The organism is Pseudonocardia sp., assembly GCF_050250275.1.
In the GTDB taxonomy this organism is placed as follows: domain Bacteria; phylum Actinomycetota; class Actinomycetes; order Mycobacteriales; family Pseudonocardiaceae; genus Pseudonocardia.
Genome location: NZ_JBFWOY010000009.1, coordinates 70,737 through 89,167, shown reverse-complemented (window position 1 = coordinate 89,167; position 18,431 = coordinate 70,737). Strand labels below are relative to the sequence as shown.

At 73.4% G+C, this 18,431-nt stretch carries 17 protein-coding genes; 8 read left to right on the top strand and 9 right to left on the bottom strand.

Going from position 1 to position 18,431, the window contains the following annotated elements; all coding sequences use genetic code 11:
- Nucleotides 1-22: 22 nt before the first annotated feature.
- Both rox and AB7F12_RS10875 read right to left on the bottom strand, forming a co-directional pair.
- Entirely contained in the window at nt 23-1,450 is a 1,428-nt protein-coding gene (gene rox, locus AB7F12_RS10880) for a rifampin monooxygenase (protein WP_428498277.1), read from the bottom strand.
- Between the two features lie 137 nt (nt 1,451-1,587).
- Nucleotides 1,588-2,967 (bottom strand): chloride channel protein, encoded by a 1,380-nt coding sequence (locus tag AB7F12_RS10875; protein ID WP_428498278.1) that lies wholly within the window; start codon nt 2,965-2,967, stop codon nt 1,588-1,590.
- A gap of 160 nt (nt 2,968-3,127) precedes the next feature.
- On the opposite strand from AB7F12_RS10875, the gene AB7F12_RS10870 reads away from it, so the two are divergent.
- From AB7F12_RS10870 to AB7F12_RS10860, 3 genes are all read left to right on the top strand, one after another.
- On the top strand, nt 3,128-3,577 hold the full coding sequence (locus AB7F12_RS10870) for a DUF4396 domain-containing protein (protein WP_428498279.1): 450 nt from the start codon (nt 3,128-3,130) through the stop codon (nt 3,575-3,577).
- A 44-nt stretch (nt 3,578-3,621) separates the two neighbouring features.
- Nucleotides 3,622-4,647 carry an ABC transporter substrate-binding protein gene (locus tag AB7F12_RS10865; RefSeq protein ID WP_428498280.1) on the top strand — a complete coding sequence of 342 codons (1,026 nt, stop codon included), beginning with the start codon at nt 3,622-3,624 and terminating at the stop codon, nt 4,645-4,647.
- A 189-nt stretch (nt 4,648-4,836) separates the two neighbouring features.
- Nucleotides 4,837-5,088, top strand: coding sequence for a type B 50S ribosomal protein L31 (locus AB7F12_RS10860; RefSeq protein ID WP_428498281.1), 252 nt, complete (start codon nt 4,837-4,839; stop codon nt 5,086-5,088).
- Nucleotides 5,089-5,128: 40 nt separating this feature from the next.
- Here AB7F12_RS10860 and AB7F12_RS10855 read toward each other — a convergent pair whose 3' ends face one another.
- Complete coding sequence (locus AB7F12_RS10855; protein WP_428498282.1) at nt 5,129-6,016, bottom strand: metallophosphoesterase family protein; 888 nt, start codon at nt 6,014-6,016, stop codon at nt 5,129-5,131.
- Nucleotides 6,017-6,133: 117 nt separating this feature from the next.
- On the opposite strand from AB7F12_RS10855, the gene AB7F12_RS10850 reads away from it, so the two are divergent.
- The 3 genes from AB7F12_RS10850 to AB7F12_RS10840 are packed head-to-tail and all read left to right on the top strand — an operon-like array spanning nt 6,134 to nt 9,319.
- Entirely contained in the window at nt 6,134-7,459 is a 1,326-nt protein-coding gene (locus AB7F12_RS10850) for a cytochrome P450 (RefSeq protein ID WP_428498283.1), read from the top strand.
- Between the two features lie 46 nt (nt 7,460-7,505).
- Nucleotides 7,506-8,354, top strand: coding sequence for a hypothetical protein (locus tag AB7F12_RS10845; RefSeq protein ID WP_428498284.1), 849 nt, complete (start codon nt 7,506-7,508; stop codon nt 8,352-8,354).
- Between the two features lie 56 nt (nt 8,355-8,410).
- A complete protein-coding gene (locus AB7F12_RS10840; RefSeq protein ID WP_428498285.1) occupies nt 8,411-9,319 on the top strand; it encodes a polysaccharide deacetylase family protein in 909 nt (302 codons plus the stop codon).
- Between the two features lie 23 nt (nt 9,320-9,342).
- Here AB7F12_RS10840 and AB7F12_RS10835 read toward each other — a convergent pair whose 3' ends face one another.
- Nucleotides 9,343-10,542 (bottom strand): DUF2332 domain-containing protein, encoded by a 1,200-nt coding sequence (locus tag AB7F12_RS10835; protein WP_428498286.1) that lies wholly within the window; start codon nt 10,540-10,542, stop codon nt 9,343-9,345.
- Nucleotides 10,543-10,606: 64 nt separating this feature from the next.
- Between AB7F12_RS10835 and AB7F12_RS10830 the strand changes: the two genes are divergently transcribed.
- Complete coding sequence (locus tag AB7F12_RS10830) at nt 10,607-12,028, top strand: glutamate decarboxylase (protein ID WP_428498287.1); 1,422 nt, start codon at nt 10,607-10,609, stop codon at nt 12,026-12,028.
- Between the two features lie 82 nt (nt 12,029-12,110).
- On the opposite strand, the gene AB7F12_RS10825 is transcribed toward AB7F12_RS10830, so the two are convergent.
- The 5 genes from AB7F12_RS10825 to AB7F12_RS10805 all read right to left on the bottom strand — a co-directional run bounded on the left by AB7F12_RS10825 (nt 12,111) and on the right by AB7F12_RS10805 (nt 16,133).
- Nucleotides 12,111-12,698, bottom strand: a complete 588-nt coding sequence (locus tag AB7F12_RS10825; protein WP_428498288.1) for a DUF6069 family protein — start codon at nt 12,696-12,698, stop codon at nt 12,111-12,113.
- 167 nt (nt 12,699-12,865) lie between these two features.
- Nucleotides 12,866-13,930, bottom strand: a complete 1,065-nt coding sequence (locus AB7F12_RS10820) for a phosphotransferase family protein (protein WP_428498289.1) — start codon at nt 13,928-13,930, stop codon at nt 12,866-12,868.
- A 31-nt stretch (nt 13,931-13,961) separates the two neighbouring features.
- Entirely contained in the window at nt 13,962-14,417 is a 456-nt protein-coding gene (locus AB7F12_RS10815; protein WP_428498290.1) for a DUF3037 domain-containing protein, read from the bottom strand.
- Complete coding sequence (locus tag AB7F12_RS10810; protein ID WP_428498291.1) at nt 14,387-15,241, bottom strand: HipA family kinase; 855 nt, start codon at nt 15,239-15,241, stop codon at nt 14,387-14,389. Before AB7F12_RS10810 ends, AB7F12_RS10815 begins: the two co-directional genes overlap by 31 nt.
- A 118-nt stretch (nt 15,242-15,359) precedes the next feature.
- Entirely contained in the window at nt 15,360-16,133 is a 774-nt protein-coding gene (locus AB7F12_RS10805) for a DoxX family protein (protein ID WP_428498292.1), read from the bottom strand.
- 599 nt (nt 16,134-16,732) lie between these two features.
- On the opposite strand from AB7F12_RS10805, the gene pgi reads away from it, so the two are divergent.
- Nucleotides 16,733-18,397, top strand: coding sequence for a glucose-6-phosphate isomerase (gene pgi, locus AB7F12_RS10800; RefSeq protein ID WP_428516831.1), 1,665 nt, complete (start codon nt 16,733-16,735; stop codon nt 18,395-18,397).
- Nucleotides 18,398-18,431 lie beyond the last annotated feature (34 nt).

The window sequence follows — 18,431 nt, the reverse complement described above, 5'->3', positions numbered from 1 at the left end:
CGGCGGTCAGGCGGTCAGGCGGTCAGGCGGGTACACCGAACCAGGTGATCAGCTGCGCCGTCAGGTCGTCCTGGTCGTCGCCGACCCACGCGACATGGCCGTCGGGTCGCAGCAGGACCGCGGGCGCGTCGAGCTCGTCGCCGACGTCGTCGATCCGGTCGACCCGGTCGGCCCACCCCACGACCGTCAGCCGACCGGTCCGGTCGAGCAGCATGCCCCGCCCGGCGTGCATGCGCCGGTAGAGCCGGCCCTCCTGCAGCGCGATGTCGCGCAGCCGCCGGCCCAGCAGCGGGTGGCCGTCGCCGAGGTCGTAGCGGACGCCGATCGCGGTGATCTTCTCGACCAGGTACCGGTTGACCTCCTGGAAGTCCATGATCTCTGCGAGGAGGGCACGCGCGGCCCGCGGGCCGGGTTCGTCGGTCATCAGCAGGAGCTGGGCGCGGGTGTTGTCCAGGACGGCCGCGGCGACGGGACGTCGTTCGGTCTCGTAGGTGTCGAGCAGGTTCTCGGGGGCCCAGCCGGCGACGGTGGCCGCCAGCTTCCAGCCGAGGTTGAAGGCGTCCTGGATGCCGAGGTTGAGGCCCTGCCCGCCCATCGGTGGATGGATGTGGGCGGCGTCGCCCGCGAGCAGGACGCGACCGGCCCGGTAGTGCCGCGCCAGTCGGGTGGCGTCGCCGAAGCGGGAGAGCCAGCGCGGTGAGTGCACGCCGAAGTCGGTGCCGGCATAGGCGATGAGCTGGGTGCGGACCTCGTCGAGTGTCGGTGCGGCCCTGCGGTCCTCGGCGACCCCGGCGGCGGGGACGACGACCCGGAAGATGCCGTCGTCGCCCATGGGGCCGAGGCCGAAGCGCAGTTGCCTGGTGCGGACCTCGGCGACGACCGCGGCGATCTCGTCGGCGGGGGCGGTCACCGCCATCTCGCCCAGGAGTGTGTCGACGCGGCTCGGTTCTCCGGGGAAGGCGATCCCGGCGAGGCGGCGGACGGTGCTGCGCCCGCCGTCGCACCCGACGAGCCGGCTCCCCCGGACCGAGGTGCCGTCGGCGAGCCGTGCGGTGACGCCGTCGGTGTCCTGCTCGAGGCCGGTCACCGCGCAGCCGCGGCGCACGTGTGCTCCGGCGGCGACGGCGTGCTCGCCGAGCAGCCGGTCGGTCAGTGGTTGCGGGATTGCCAGTACGAACCCGTGCGCGGTGTCCAGCCCGGGGGGCGGGGGTTTCGCGATGGCGGCGAAGGAGCTTCCGAGAGGGTGCGTCCGGCCGTGGGCGAGGAACCGCTCCAGCAGCCCGCGCTGGTCCATGATCTCGATGCTGCGCACGTGCAGCCCGAGGGACCGGACGTTCGACGGGGGTGCCTCCTCCTTCTCCAGCACGAGCACGGAGACGTCGTGCAGTCGCAGCTCGCCGGCCAGCATCATGCCGGTGGGGCCGCCACCGGCGATGATCACGTCGTACATGTACCGCCCATCGGTCGTCGGGCCGTCGTCCCCTGTTCTCGCAGGTCACGACGCTCGGGTGGGCGATTGTGCGGCACTGTCGGGGTCTTGCGGCAAGCCCCCCGGAGCGCTGTACGTTGAGGTGGGGCGGCGGGGCGTCAGTGCGGGGACGGCACCTCGGACAGCCGCGCGGAGTAGATCGAGTACCCGTCGACGCGGCGCGCCACGGTCGTCGCGATCAGGGTGACGACGGCGGCGGGGACCATGATCTCGAAGCCGCTGTGGGTGAGTTCCAGGACGAGCGCGAGCGCGGCGAGGGGCGCCTGCATGCCGGCGCCGAGCATGGCGGCGGCGCCCATCATCGCGAAGGCCCCGACGGGCGCGCCCGGCCAGAGCAGTGCCCACGCCGAGCCGAGGAAACCGCCGAGGACGGCCCCGGTAGACAGTGTCGGGGTGAGTAGTCCGCCGGCGGCGCCACTGCCGAGGCACAGCGTCGTGACCAGGGGTTTGAGCACCATCAGGATTGCGAACAGGCCGAGCCCGCCGATGCCGAGGAACGCGTCGCGGGCCATGCCCTGGCCGTTGCCGTAGAGCTGGGGCCACAGCAGCCCGAGCGCGGCGAGGACGGCGAACGCCCCGAGTGGGGCGACGAGCTCCCACCTGCCGCGCGGTCGGTGGTGCGACACCCACGCGACGAGCCGGACGAACCCGACCGCGGCCAGCCCGATGACCGGCCCGGCGAGCAGTGCCCAGCCGATCTCGGAGAGGTGGAACGGGTAGCTGGGGATGTCCGGGTAGACGGGGCCGGTCGGCAGGTAGATCCAGCCGACGAGCGTCGCCGTCGCCGACGACGCGAGCGCCGGCAGGATCACGGGCAGCCGGACGGTGCCGCACAGCACCTCGGCGGTGAACAGGGCGCCGGCGAGCGGCACGTTGTAGACCGCGGCGACGCCGGCGCCCGCCCCGCATGCGACGAGCAGCCGGCGCTGCGCCGGGCTCAGCCCGAGAGGGCGGGCGAGGATGCTGCCGCAGACCCCGCCCATGAGCTTGGGGGCGGCTTCCCGCCCCAGCGAGGCCCCGAGTCCGACCACGATCTCCGACAGCACCGACGTCCCGGTGCTGCGTGCGACGGAGAGGGTGCCGTCGCCGCGCCAGATGGCGTCGTCGACCTCGGAGGCCTGACCTGCGGTGGCCCGGCGCAGCACGTACCAGCCGACGCCCGCGATCACGCCGGCGGCGAGCAGCGGCAGGACCCGGTGGAGCGGGTCGGCGGCGGCGACGGCGGCCTCGACGTCGGAGGTGGGTGTCCCGGCGCCGAAGGCGAGTCCCTGCACAGTGAAGAGGACGAGCATCAGCGCCACACCGACGAGGCCCGCGGCGATCCCGGTGAGCACGACGGCACACCAGAACCGGACGGTGAGCGGGACGTCGCCGTCGCCGGTGGCGTTGGGCTGTTCCATCGCGCCTCGGCCGGACGCGATCCGCTTGCGCAGCAACGGTGGCGGTTCGCGTCGTCGCTCGGAGGGCCCTTCGGCCACGGTCGCCTCCCTGGTCGGTCCGACCGCGCTGGTGAATGTCCGGTCATTGTGTCGGATGTGCCGGCGCCGGCGACAGCGACGGACGTCACCCAAATACCCCCTGGTGGTATAAGCGGGACCGGCGTACACCTACCGGGGGTATCGGAGGGAGGTGCTCGGGATGAGCACTCGGGTCAGCTGGGGAACCGCCGCACAGGCGACGCTGCACTGCCTGACCGGCTGTGCGATCGGCGAGGTCCTCGGCATGGTGATCGGCACCGCGCTCGGGCTGCACAACGCCGCGACGATCGTGCTGTCGATCGCGCTCGCGTTCGCCTTCGGCTACGCGCTGACGATGCGCGGGGTGCTGCGCGCGGGCGTCGGGCTGCGACGCGCGCTGAAGATCGCGCTGGCCGCCGACACGGTCTCGATCGCGGTCATGGAGGTCGTCGACAACACCGTGATGGCGACCGTGCCGGGCGCGATGGACGCCGGGCTCACGTCGGGCCTGTTCTGGGGGGCGCTCGCCTCCTCACTCGTCGTCGCGTTCCTGCTGACGACGCCGGTGAACCGGTGGATGATCGGCCGCGGGCTCGGGCACGCGGTGGTGCACGCCCACCACGCGCACTGAGCCCACGCGCACTGAAATCGCACAGGGCAGGCTAACCTCACCGCATGCTTCCGACGAACCGACCGCGCCGGCGTCCCGGATGGGGCGCTGCCGCGGTCGTCCTGGCCGTGGCGCTCGTCGCCGGCGCCTGCTCCGACCGGTCCCAGGACGTCCGTCCCGGGAACACCGACGTCGCGACCGGCGGCACTCAGTTCTCGACCGCCGACGAGGCCACCGCGAAGTTCGGCGCCGACGCCGCGCCCGGCGTCTTCCCGCGGACGGTCACCCACGCGAACGGCACGACCCGGCTCGAGCGCAAGCCCGAGCGGGTCGCCGTCCTCGACAGCGGTGAGCTCGACGACGTCGTCGCGCTGGGGCTCACACCCGTCGTCATGGCCAACCCCAACAACACCGCGCCGTCCTACCTCGCCGACAGGACCGCCGGCGTGCCGACGGCCGGGGACGTCAGCACGCTCGACCTCGAGTCGATCGCGGCCGCGAAGCCCGACCTGATCCTCGGCAGCAAGCTGCGCGCCGACCAGCTCTACGACCGGCTCTCCGCCATCGCTCCCACCGTGCTGAGCATCCGGCCCGGGTTCCCGTGGAAGGAGAACCTGCTGCTCGTCGGCGCCGCCACCGGCGAGGAGGCGAAGGCCGTCGAGCTGCTGAACGGTTACCAGCGCCGCGCCGACGCCCTGCGGGCGACGATCTCCGGCGACCCGCCGACGATCTCGATGGTCCGCTTCATGCCGGGGCGCATCCGGCTCTACGGCAACCTGTCGTTCATCGGGGTCGTCCTGAAGGACGTCGGACTGCCCCGCCCGGCCGCGCAGGCCTTCGACGAGCTGGCCACCGAGATCTCGGCCGAGCGTATCGACCAGGCCGACGGCGACTGGATCTTCTACTCCAGCTACGGCCCGCCCGAGCGGACGGCACAGGCCACGGTGCTCGACAGCGCACTGTGGCAGGGCCTGCCCGGGGTGGCCGCGGGACACGTGCGCCCGGTCGACGACGAGACCTGGTTCCTGGGCCTGGGGCCGATCGGCGCGGGCCGGGTCCTCGACGATCTGGAACGACTCCTCGGTTCCTGACCTCGCCCACGACCGTGTCGTCAGCGCCACCGGATCGCGCTGATGACACGGCCGGTGGCGGTGCCACCGCCGCGACACCGACCGGGCCGGGGACGCCGGCGGCACCGCAGCGCCGGCGCTCCGACCACGGAATGAAAACGATTGTCATCATGTTGAGGACGACGGAAGCCACCGCGGAAGGAGCCCACCATGCGCACCGGAATCCACCCCACCTACGGGCCCGTCGTCTACCAGGACCGGGCGACCGGGGACACGTTCCTCACCCGCTCGACGGAGACCTCGACCGAGACCGTCGAGTGGTCCGACGGCAGCACCTACCCCGTCGTGAAGGTCGACGTGACGTCGTACTCGCACCCCTTGTGGACGGGCACGACCCGCGTGCTCGACGAGGCGGGCGCGGTCGAGAAGTTCCGCCGCCGCTACGGCGACCGGCGCCGCTGACCTGATGTCGACTACCCCTGTGTGCAGCGATCCTCGCAGCTCACAGGGGTTTGTCGTATCGGGCGAGCGGATCGGGCTCCGGTGCCGGGACGGGCAGGACCTGGCGCGGGAGGGTCTCGGTGACGATGCCGCGCTCGGCCCGGAACCGCTGCTCGCGCGGGTAGCCCAGCGACACCTCGACGAACCGGACCCCGTCCTCCCACGTCACGCGCGGCACGTGCAGGTGCCCGTAGACGACCGTGCGGGCCCGGTAGCGGACGTGCCAGTCGGCGGTCCGCGTCGAGCCGCACCACAACGAGAACTCCGGGTGGCGCAGGATGCGCGTCGGCGAGCGGGTCAGCGGCCAGTGGTTGACCAGCACCGTCGGCAGGTGCGGGTCGATCCCGTCGAGACGGCGCTGCGTCGCGGTGATCCGCGCGTCGCTCCACTCCTGCCGCGACGCGTAGGGATCCGGGTACAGCAGGAACTCGTCGGTGCACACCACCCGGGCAGCCTGCGCGGCGGCGATCCCCTCCTCGACGGTCGACGTGCCCGCGGGCAGGAACGAGTAGTCGTAGAGCAGGAACAGCGGGGCGACGACGATCGGGCCGTCGGCACCCGTCCACACCGGGTACGGGTCCTCGGGGGTGACGACGCCGATCCCGCGGCAGCGCTCGACGAGCCGGTCGTAGCGGGCGACACCCTTCGGCGCGCCCTCCTCCTTCGGACGCGTCCACAGCTCGTGGTTGCCCGGCACCCAGATCACCTCTGCGAACCGCTCGCGCAGCGACGCCAGCGTCGACACGGTGTCCTCCACCTGCTCGGCGACGTCGCCGGCGACGATCAGCCAGTCGCCGGGGTGGGTCGGGCGCAGCGCCGCGGCGATCTCGCGGTTCTCGGGGTGGCGGACGTGGAGATCGCTGACGGCGAGCAGTCGGGGGTCGGGCACCCGCACAGTCCTACCCGCCGCGATCCTCGCGGTGTGGGCGGCGTGCGCGGCACCACCCTCTGGACGCACCTAAGTTACCGGCGGTAAGTTGCCCGCAGGCGAGGCGAGGAGGCAGCCATGGCGGCGTCGGGCGGGCCACGACGACTCATCCGGTGGGCGCTGCGACACGGGATGGTGCGCCGCGCGGTCGGCAAGCGGGCCGCCGCGGGCGAGCTCGGTGCCCGGCTCATGCTCGACCCCGCGGTCCTCGCGCAGCCCTACCCCTTCTACGAGGAGGTCCGCGCCCGCGGCCACTTCGTCGACACCGGGCTCGCCGTCACCACCGTCGACCACGCCGTCGTCACGGAGATCCTGCGCAGCAAGGACTTCGGTGTCGGAATGCGACTGCCGGAGAACCTGCCCGGCGCCGTCCGGATCGCCCTCAAGGCCGGTGGCACGTGGCCGCTGGGGCCCGCACAGCCACCCTCGATGCTCTCGTCCGACCCGCCCGACCACACCCGCTACCGCAAGCTCGTGACCCGTGCGTTCAGCGCGAAACAGGTCGCAGCACTGCGCCGGCGCACCGAGGAGGTCGCCGCGGGCCTGCTCGACGACCTCGCCGCCCGCCCCGGCGGCACCGCCGACCTCGTCACCGACTACGCCGCCCTGCTGCCCGCCACGGTGATCGCCGAGATGCTCGGCGCCCCGCCGGCGATGCGCGACCAGTTCCTGCGGTGGGGCGAGGGGGGCGCGCTCTCGCTCGACATGGGGCTCACCTTCGCCGAGTTCCGACGTTCCGAGCGCGACATCGACGCCCTGCACGCCTGGATGCTCGGCCACTTCGACCGCATCCGCGCGAACCCCGGCGAGGACATCCTGTCCGCGCTCGTCGGCGTGCACGACGAGCAGGGCGGGCTGTCCGAGGACGAGCTGTCCAGCATCGCGATGCTGCTGCTCGCCGCCGGGTTCGAGACGACGGTCAACCTCATCGGCAGCGGCGCCGCGCTGCTGCTGGAGCACCCCGACCAGCTGGCACTGCTGCGCGCGGACCCGTCGCGGTGGAACAACGCGATCGACGAGATGCTGCGCATCGACTCACCCGTGCAGCGCACCGGCCGGGTCGCCGACGTCGACGTCGAGGTCGCCGGCACCCGCATCCGCGCCGGGACGGTGGTCATCGTGCAGCTCGGCGGCGCCAACCGCGACCCCGCCGTGTTCGACGACCCGACCCGCTTCGACGTGCTGCGCGCCAACGCGGGCGAGCACATCGCGTTCTCCGGCGGCATCCACTACTGCCTCGGGGCCGCGCTCGCGAAGATGGAGGGCGAGGTCGCGCTGCGGACGCTGTTCGAGCGCTTCCCCGACCTCACCGCGGCCGGGCCCGGGCGCCGCCGCCCGACGCGCACGCTGCGCGGCTACGCGTCGCTGCCGGTCGCGCTGTCGAGGACCACCGTCCCCGCCTGAGGCCCACCCCTCGTCATGATCGGCGGGCGGATGGCAGGCTGCGGTGGTGGACATCACCATCGACCTGGTGCCGACCATCGGCGAGGGCCGCGCGCTGGTCGCCTGGCTGCTCGCCTCGTTCGTGGTGACGTTCGTCGTGACCCGGGTGATCACCCGGATGATCGCGAGCGGACGCGGACCGTTCCGGGACACCACGATCGGTGGCGTCCACATCCACCATCAGGTGTACGGCATCTTCATGATGATCGGCGCCGGCACGTTGATGTTCACCTACCGGCCCGAGGCGCCCTGGGCGGAGGTCCTCGCCGTCGTCTTCGGCGCGGGCGCGTCGCTCACCCTCGACGAGTTCGCGCTCTGGCTGCGCCTCGACGACGTCTACTGGGCCGAGGAGGGCCGCCGGTCGGTCGACGCGGTCATGATGGCCGCCGTCGTCGGCGGACTGCTGCTCATCGGCAGCAACCCGCTCAACGACGCCGACGCCGGCACCGGGGCACCGCTCGTCGCACTCAACATCGCGATCAACCTCGTGTTCGCCGCGCTCGCCATCCTCAAGGGCCGCAACATTCTCGGCCTCCTCGGGGTGTTCATCCCCGTCGTCGCGCTCGTGGCCACGTGCCGGCTCGCCCGGCCGCACTCGTTCTGGGCCCGCCGCCGGTACAAGCCCGGGTCACGCAAGCTCGAACGGTCGTTGCGGCGGTTCCCGCCGGGCCGGCTCAACCGGTGGGACAAGGTCGTCGACTGGCTCGCCCGACCGCCCGCTCCCCCGCGGATCGACCCGGCCGCGCCACCCGTCGTCGAGTTCGGACCGGCCGTCGCGCACGCCGACGCCCCGGACCCCGCCACGCCGGGCACGGTCGACGGTGCCGCCCCGGGTGGCCAGTCGGGCAAGGGTTGACCGCGCACCGGCGTGTCCTCCGGACTTGATGCCCCTATCGGGTCATCATCACGCGAGTGCAGGACGTACCGGTGCGGGTCGGGACACCGGAAGACGAGACGGCCGACGGTGGCCCCGACCGCCCCGTCGCAACCCGCTGCGCACCGCGCCGCATTCCGGTCACGCGCACGTCGACGCCCCGGCCGCTCGCCCCGCCACGGGGACCGGCGTTCCCGTCGCGGCCCGCGCTGACCCGGACCTCCGCCGTCCTCACCGCCCTGCTGTTCGGGATGATCACGTTCGTCAGCGCACCCGACTCGCCCTTCCGGATCGTGGCGCCCCCGGCCCCGCCCGCCGCCGTCGCCCCCGCCCGCCCCGCCGCGGTGCCGCAGGTGATCACCGAGGTCCGGCAGAACGGCACCGCGGGCGCCCGGACCGTCGCGCTGACCTTCGACGACGGGCCGGACCCGACCTGGACACCGAAGGTCCTCGACGTGCTGGCGCGCAACGGTGCCGTCGCCACCTTCTGCATGGTGGGAACCCAGATCGAGCGCCATCCGCAGCTCGTCGCCCAGGTCACGGGCGCCGGGATGCGGCTGTGCTCGCACTCGCGCAGCCACGACGAGTCGCTGGCCACCCGGCCCGAGCCCGCGCTGCTCGCCGAGATCACCGACGTCCGCGACCGCACCGCCGACGACCCACGCGCCGACGTCCGCTACTTCCGCGCGCCCGGCGGTTTCTGGTCACCCGCGATGCTCACCGACGCCGCGACCCACGACCTGCAGCCGCTGGGCTGGTCGGTCGACCCGCGCGACTGGAACCGGCCCGGCGCCGACGCCGTCGTCGCGACCGTGCAGAAGAACATCCACGACGGGGCGATCGTGCTGCTCCACGACGGCGGCGGGAACCGCACCCAGACCGTCGCGGCGCTGGAACGGCTGCTGCCCTGGCTGACCTCGCAGGGCTACACGTTCGTCTTCCCCTGACCCGCCCGCCGGGTCCTGCCACGTCAGCGCGCCGGCAGCCACTCCAGCCACGCCGCGCTCGGGTGCGCGCGGCCCACGACGCGGCCGCTGCGCCGGCCGTCGCGCAGCGAGACGTGCCCGATCACGCCGAACACCCCGCCCGCGCGGTTGTGCGCGACCCAGCCCTCGGGCACCGGCAGCCCCTGGACGGTGGCCTCGGCGTCGGGGCCGAGCGGGACCAGCGGGTCGACCGAGACCCACTCGATCGGCCGCAGCCGGCTCAGCCGCTGCAGCAGCGCGTCGAACCGGGCCAGCTGCGCGGGCGGCAGGAAGACGTGCACATAGGTGTCGAGCAGGCACACCGTCGCCTCCTCAGGCAGCCCGGCGACGGCGTCCTCCAGCACGTCGAGCAGGTCCCCGCGGACCGCGCGAGCCCCCTCCGAACGGGCGATCGCGGCCGCGGCCGCGAACCGGGTCACCGCGCCCGCCTCCGGCGGGACGCAGGCGGCGAGCCAGCCGTAGGTGTCGGGGTCGGCGAGGTCGTGCGGCTCCACATCGACACCGACGCGGGCCAGGATCGGCGGCACCCGCGCCGGGACGTCGGGCGCCACCCCGTGGACCGCGCAGTCGAGCTGCACCGACGCACCCGGATCACCACAGGTCAGCGCCTCTCCCCCGGCCAGCCGGTAGGTGTAGGCGTAGCGGTCCAGGTGCAGGGCCAGGCCCGCACCGGTGCCGAGGTCGACCAGCGCGAGCGGGCGTCGGTCACGGTCGGCGATCGCGTTCAGGACCGGCAGCACGTCGAGGCAACGAGCGACCTCGTTCATCTGGTAGCGGTGGCCCGCGCACAGCGCGGCCAGCGCGTCGCGCTCCTCCCGGACGAACGCCGCGGCGGCCGCGGGGAAGCCGCCGTCGTCGACGGGCTGCGGACCGCCGGGCCGCGGGAAGTAACGGGCGAACGCACTGTCGGGGCGCAACGCCGCCTGCCGCGACAGCGCCGCCACCACCAGCAGCGCAGGCACGCGATCGGGCGGGATCGACGCGGCGAGGGCGCGCAGCACGTCGTCACGCGCGACCGCGGTCAGCGTCGCCGCCGTCAGCCACCAGCTCTCCGGCGCGCCCGGCGGCGACCAGGCCGCCGCCACCGCGAGCGCCTGGTCGGCGACGACCTTCTCCCGCTGCGCCGCATCGGACCCCGCGGCGCCGGATTCCGATGCAGCGGCGGGGGCGTGATCGGCGTCCATCGCGGCAGTGTTCACCTCGAAGGGACGACGCGCCAAGAACCACTTCTCCCCTACCTTGACCGACATGCCCATCGCGCAGCCGCCGTCGGAGACCGGTGGCAACCGGTCGGACGTTTCCGTCAACCCGATCTTCGCCCGCGAACCGGTCGCGATCCCCCGGTTCGCGCTCCCCGACGAGGGGCTCGACCCCGAGATCGCCTACCAGATCGTGCACGACGAGCTGATGCTCGACGGCAACGCCCGGCTCAACCTCGCGACGTTCGTGACCACCTGGGCAGACCCGCACGCCGAGCGGCTGATGACGGAGTCGTTCGACAAGAACGTCATCGACAAGGACGAGTACCCGCGCACCGCCGACCTCGAGGCGCGCTGCGTGCGGATGCTCGCGAAACTCTGGAACGCCCCCGACCCGCAGCACGCCGTCGGCTGCTCGACGACCGGCTCCTCGGAGGCGTGCATGCTCGGCGGGCTGGCGCTCAAGCGGCGCTGGCAGATCGCCCGCCGCGCGGCCGGGAAGCCGACGGACCGGCCCAACATCGTCATGGGTGTCAACGTCCAGATCTGCTGGGACAAGTTCGCGAACTTCTTCGAGGTCGAGCCCCGGCTGGTGCCGATGAAGGGCGACCGGCTGCACCTGGGCGCCGCCGAGGCGGTCGCGCTGTGCGACGAGAACACCATCGGTGTCGTCGTCATCCTCGGGTCCACGTTCGACGGCAGCTACGAGCCCGTCGCCGAGGTCTGCGCGGCCCTCGACGACCTGCAGGAACGCACCGGTATCGACGTGAAGGTCCACGTCGACGGCGCGTCGGGTGCCATGGTCGCACCGTTCTGCGACCCGGACCTGGAGTGGGACTTCACCCTCGACCGGGTGGCGTCGATCAACACCTCCGGGCACAAGTACGGGCTCGTGTACCCGGGGGTCGGCTGGGTGCTGTGGCGCGACGCCGCCGCGCTGCCCGAGGAGCTGGTCTTCCGGGTCAACTACCTCGGCGGCGACATGCCGACGTTCGCGCTGAACTTCTCCCGACCCGGCGGACAGGTCATCGCGCAGTACTACAACTTCCTGCGCCTCGGCACCGCCGGCTACCGCCGCGTTCAGCAGACCTGCCGGGACGTGGCGACGACGCTCGCGGCACGGATCGCCGAGTTCCCCCGGCTGTCGCTGCTGACCGACGGTTCTCAGCTGCCGGTGTTCGCGTTCACCGTCGACCAGGACGCGCCGTTCTCGGCGTTCGACCTGTCGGCGGCGCTGCGGGAGGCGGGCTGGCTCGTCCCGGCCTACACGTTCCCGGCCGACCGCGAGGACCTCGCGGCGCTACGCATCGTGGTACGCAACGGGTTCTCCCACGACCTGGCCGGTCTGCTGCTCGACGACCTCGCCCGCGCCCTGGAGCGCCTGGGCCGTCAGCCGGGACCGCAGCGCGGCGCGGAGTCGTCGTCGTTCGCACACGGCGCGGGCGCGCCGGCCGGGTCCGCACAGCGCTGACCGGCCCCGGGTGGCCGACCCGCCCCGGGTGGCGCCGGCCGCCGTAGCACCCGGCGCCGCCCGGGTCGGCGCACTCGCGGGGTCAGCGAGAGGCCGCGCGACCGCCCGTCGCCGACACCGCGGCGCCCGTGACCAGACTGCCGATCGCGATGCCGATGACCAGGTAGATGATCGCCGACGCGAGCTTGACGCCCAGGTCGGACGTGCCGAGGAACGGCAGGATCACGGCGACGACCGTGCAGAGGCCGACGATCCAGCCGAAGTAGGCCAGCGGACGTGGTGTGCTCAGCAGCAGCAGGTGCGCGAGGCCGGTCGCGGCGAGCGCGGCGGCCGCGGCCAGCAGGCACAGCACGGCCGTCTGCCCACTGCCCAGCGGGCCCGAGGCCAGCGGGCCGAGGAACTCCACCTTGGGCAGCGCCCGCGCGATCAGCACCCCGACCAGCCCGATCAGCGCGGCGACGATCGCCGTCGCCACCCCACCGGACCACAGCCGCGCGGCGTTCACCGGCGGCGCCGTCGTCCCGGGCGGTGTCGCACGACCCGCCGCGAACTGCTGCCGCCCGTAGGGGTCCTGCTGCTGGTCGGCGGGCAGCTCGCGGGTGCGGTCGTCGTACTGCGACGGGTTGCGCGGGGTCCCGTACTCGTCCCCGGTCCCGTATCCCCGTGTCATCGTCGTCCGTCTCCCAAGCCGAGTGCGGTCGCAGTGCACGCCGGTCCCGCCGGCGCGTCGCGCGATTGTCGCGCACATCGTCGGCGATGCGGCGTTCGAAACGTCCACCGGAAGTGTTCCGATCCGGTGACGACGACCTCGCCCGGCGCCGCGGCCGGCACCCCCGGTCAGCCGCCGAGCACCCGGCGGGCCTCCTCGACCTGGGCCTGCAGCACCTCCAGCCGGGTCGCGGTGGCCCCGTCCCACTCACCGCCCGGACCCATGTGGCCCGCGACGTAGCGCGAGTACACCCCGGCCCCGATGCAGGCCGAGCGCCAGCGCGCGAAGGCCACGTAGTAGTCGACGACGTCGCCGCCCAGCGGGGTGCCCGTCCGTTCGACGTAGCGCGCCACCAGCTCCTCCCGCTCCGGGAAACCGGGCTGCGCCGTCGGGCTGTTGGTGCCCGCGGGAACGGAGTCACCCGGGCGGGTCCACGACATGAGCAGCCAGCCCAGGTCGGCGAGCGGGTCGCCGAGCGTCGCGAGCTCCCAGTCGAGGACGGCCCGCACGTCGCCGTCGGGTGCGTACATGAGGTTCCCGGCGCGGAAGTCGCCGTGCGCGATGCGGGTCACCGTCGCGTCGGGGGCGGCCGCGGCGAGGAGGTCGTGCACGGCGTCGATGCCCGTCAGGTCCTCGACCGCCGACGCGTGGGCCTGCTTGTGCCACCGCTTGAGCTGGCGCTGCAGGTAGCTGCCGGGCCGGTGCAGGTCGCCGAGCCCGGCCTCGTCGGGGTCGACGGCGTGCAGGTCGGCGAGCACGTCGACCGTCGCGAGACCGGCGGCGTGCCGGGCGGCCTGCGGATAGGCGGCGCCTGCGGCGTCGTCACCGAGGACGGTGCCCTCGACGAACCCCATCACGTAGAACTCGGCGCCGATCACCTCCGTGTCGGCGCAGTAGGCGACGGGTCGCGCGACCGGCACCGGTGTCGGGTGCAGCGCCGAGATGAAGCGCCATTCACGGCTCATGTCGTGGGCGGTGGCCAGGACCCCGCCCATCGGCGGGCGGCGCAGCGCCCAGGAGGCGCCGGCGTCGTCGACGATCCGGTAGGTCAGGTTCGAGTGCCCGCCGGCGATGCGGTCGACGCGCAGCGTCCCGGACGCGGCGGACACCTCGTCGACGTGTGCGTCGAGCCAGCGGGCCAGGGGCGCCACGGGCACGGGGTCCCCGGTGGCGGTCTCCGTCGATCGGCTCATCCGCCCATTCAAGGTCCTCGGCGCAGGCCTGTCACGTGAGCGGCAGCACAAGGCGGGCAAGGAGCCTCGCCGGTTCCCCCGCCGGGTCGGCGGTGAGTCCGGTGTGGACGGAACCGGCACGCACGACCGTCGACCGGGGCGCGGTCAGCCGGCGGAACCGTCGCCCCAGGTCCTCCCCCTCGGCCGGGCCGGTCGCGGCGAGCGCGGCGTCGGTGAGCCGGTCCGACCGCGCGGGCGCGGCCGCGGCCGCGGTCCCCGCGACGGCGTCGAGGGCCAGGCCGATGGCCTCGACGTCGGCGTGCGGGTCGAGGACGGCGATCCGGGTGGCGTCGAGGTGCACCGCCGCGCCGAGGAAGTCGACGTCGCGGCAGTAGACGAGCACGCCGGCGTTGACGGCCTCACCGCGGTCGGGGCGGGGCACGACCTGCAGCAGTGCGTACTCGTAGAGGTGCAGGGTCATCGCCCCGCCCGCCACTCCGCGAGCCACGACGGGTGCCTCGCCGGGCGGTTGCGGCGCGCGGCACCGGTGGCCGCTGCCTCGCGCAACGGCGGCAGCCAGGCGTCACGGGCGTCGAGCCGGGCGGTGAGGGCGGCGACGTAGGCGGCGCGGACGTCGTCGGGTACCCCGAAGCCGGGTTCGCCGCCGAGCCACTCGTCGGGCACGGCTGCGGTGGCCGCGGCCAGCAGCTCACCGGTGACGCGTGGGGCCAGCTCGGCGTCGGCGGCGTCGACGTCGGGCGCACAGCCGACCAGCACGTGGTCGGCCGCGTCGTAGGGGCGGGCGGCGCGCTGGGCCAGCGCCTGCGCCGTGGGCGGCCCCGACCAACCGTGGTGGAAGGTGAGGGTGGCGCCGTGGTCGATCAGGTAGGGCCGCCGGTGCCACAGCAGCAGGTTCGCGTTGCGCCAGGACCGGTCGACGTTGCCGACGAGCGCGTCGAACCACAGCACCCGGCCCGCGAACCCGGGCCCGGGGTCGAAGGCGAGCGGGTCGAGGTCGAGCGCGCCGGGCAGGAAGTCGACACCCAGGTTGCGACCCGGGGAGTTGCGCAGCAGCTCCTGGACCTCCTGGTCGGGCTCGGCCAACCCGAGCCGCGGATCGACCTCGACGGTGACCAGCTCGGGCACCGGCAGGCCGAGCCCGCGCGCCAGCTCGCCCGCCACGATCTCGGCGACCAGCACCTTGCGCCCCTGGCCGGCGCCGTGGAACTTCACGACATAGGTGCCGAGGTCGTCGGCCTCCATCAGCCCCGGCAGCGACCCGCCCTCACGCAACGGCGTGACGTAGCGGATCGCGGTCACCCCTCGCAGCACGACACCCCGTCCTCTCGCTCGGCGACCATCCTTGCCGACGGCCGTCGCGGCGGAGAGCGGGGTGTGCGTGCGCCGCGGGGGGCGGACCGGCGCTCGCGGGAACCCTGACGGGTCCGGCTCAGCGGGAGGAGAACAGGTGCGGCTCCGGCTCGGTCCAGGCCGGGACGTAGCGGGCGGGCTCGCGGTCGTCGGAGCCGGCGGCCGAGCGGGGCGCGTCGTGCTGCGCCGCAGCGGGATCGGCGGCCGGGCGCGGCGCCGGGCGGCCCATCGGGACGAACGTCTCGCTCAGCATCGGGAAGCCGCGCGCCTCGGTCGTGGCGTCGGCGTCGGCAGCGGGGGCGGTCGTCGCGGAGACGGTCGCGCCGGCCATCGCGGGGGCAGCCGGGCGGCCCGTGTCGTGCACGGTGACGACGACCGAACGGCGCTCGGCGCGCCGGGCCTCGGCGCGGGCCCGCCACCCGGCGGCGACGTGGGACAGGCTGAGCCGGCCCGGGCCGAACGCGGCGATGCCCAGCACCACCGCGATGATCATGCCGACGAGCTCCCAGCCGCCGTCCTTGACGAAGATGCCGTTCTTGGCGTGGACGAACCAGACGGCGCCGGACATGACGAACACGAAGCCGGCGGCGGCCCAGCGGACCATCACCCCGAACAGCAGCAGGAGCGAGCCCGTGAGCTCCACGACCAGCGTGAACGCCGTCGCGGCGATCGCGATCGGGATGCCGAAGTTGGCGAACACCACCGTCGTCGAGGCGAACCCGGTCTGCACGAAGGTCTGCCAGACGTGCGCGAGCATCACCACCGAGACCAGGACGCGCGCGACGAGGATCAACACGTCGCGGTACCAGTTCTCGGCCCAGTCGCGGACCTGGGCGGGGAGCGTGCGGGGCATCTCAGCCTCCTGTGCATCGATCGTTCGTCGTGTCCGGCAGGGCGTGTGTCCGGGGCGCTGCGCGTGTGCCGCGTGGCCGACGCTGCGTGCCCGACCGGACGCTTTCCGTAGCGGTCGTGGAGCCGACGTTAGCCCGGACGCCATCCCCATGGGAGACGAACGGTCGAACCGACGACGACCGAACGGTCCTGCGCGGTGAGCTGTCGCACATCGACCACTCAGCTGTGTAACGCTCGTCCGCGCAAAAGGTGACGCTCCGAGATTCGACCAGGACCTACCGGACACGTTTCGACCCGAAAGTGTGGTGTGCGTCCGTACGGAGGTGGGGTTACCACCACCACGGTCGGCGGGTCAGCACGGTCGTCGCGCCCACCCCGGTGCGGCAGAGTTCCGGGTGCCGGGCGGGAGGGCAGCACCTGGGGGGCCCGCCCGGCACGGACGACCACCACGTCGCCGCCGCTGGGGAGCGGGCCGCGACACCGGTGGCGGGGTTGTCGACGGGGGCGTCGGGAACCCGCAACGGCCGGGCGGCACTGGGGAGCGCCGCCCGGCCGATCTCGTCCTCCTCAACCGCGTCCGAGGTCGGCATGATGGGCCCCGTGAGCGCATCGAGCCGTCCCGCCGACATCACGTCGACACCCGAGTGGGCCGCACTGGCCGCCCACCACCGCGAGGTCGAGCCACTCCACCTGCGCGAGCTGTTCGACTCCGACCCCGACCGGGTCGAGGCCTTCACCGCCACCGCGGCCGACCTCGTCCTCGACCACTCCAAGCACCGCATCACCCGCGACACCCTGCCGCTGCTGTTCGCGCTGGCCGAGCGCGCGGGCATCCCCGACCGGATCACCGCGATGTTCCGCGGCGACCACATCAACACCAGCGAGGACCGCGCCGTCCTGCACACCGCACTGCGGCAACCGCGCGACGTGGTCCTGCACGTCGACGGCCAGGACGTCGTCACCGACGTGCACGACGTCCTCGACCGCATGGGCGCCTTCGCCGACGCGGTGCGCTCGGGAAAATGGACCGGACACACCGGCGAGCGGATCCGTGACGTCGTCAACATCGGCATCGGTGGCTCCGACCTGGGCCCGGTCATGGCCTACGAGGCGTTGCGCGCCTACGCCGACCGCGACCTCACCGGCCACTTCGTGTCCAACATCGACCCCACCGACCTCGCCGAGACCCTGCGCGGCCTCGACCCGGCGACGACGCTGTTCATCGTCTCGTCCAAGACGTTCACCACGCTCGAGACGCTGACCAACGCGCGCAACGCCCGCGACTGGCTGCTGGCCGCCCTCGGCGACGCCTCGGCCGTCGCCAAGCACTTCGCCGCCGTCTCCACCAACGCCGAGAAGGTGCGCGAGTTCGGCATCGACGAGGCCAACATGTTCGGCTTCTGGGACTGGGTGGGCGGGCGCTACTCCGTCGACTCCGCGATCGGGCTCTCGCTCATGGTCGCCGTCGGCCCCGACCGGTTCGGCGAGTTCCTCGCCGGCATGCACGCCATGGACGAGCACTTCCGCACCACGCCCGCGGAGCGCAACGTCCCGATGATCGCCGGGCTGCTCAACGTCTGGTACTCCAACTTCTTCGGCGTCCAGACCCACGCCGTCCTCCCCTACAGCCAGTACCTGCACCGGCTGCCCGCCTACCTGCAGCAGCTGACGATGGAGAGCAACGGCAAGTCGGTGCAGCAGACCGGCGTCCCCGTCACCACGACCACCGGCGAGATCTGGTGGGGCGAACCCGGCACCAACGGCCAGCACGCCTTCTACCAGCTGCTGCACCAGGGGACCCGGCTCGTGCCCGCCGACTTCATCGGCTTCGCCCGGCCCGCGCACGAGCTGCCCGGCGAGGGCGCGGCCGACATGCACGACCTGTTCTCCGCCAACCTCTTCGCCCAGACCGCGGCGCTCGCGTTCGGCAAGACCGCCGAGGAGATCGCCGCCGAAGGCACCCCCGCCGACGTGGTGGCGCACAAGGTGATGCCGGGCAACCGCCCGACCTCGACGATCCTCGCGGCCGAGCTCAGCCCGTCGGTCCTGGGCCAGCTCATCGCCTTCTACGAGCACGTGACGTTCGTCGAAGGCTCGATCTGGGGGATCGACTCCTTCGACCAGTGGGGCGTCGAGCTGGGGAAGGTCATGGCCAAACAGATGGTGCCGGTGCTCTCCGACGCCGACCCGTCCTACGACGGTCTCGACGCCTCGTCCGCGGCCCTGGTCCGGCGCTACCGGGAGCTGCGCGGCCGCCCCGCCTAGCGGTGCCACCACCCCGCGACCGACGCCGAGCCGA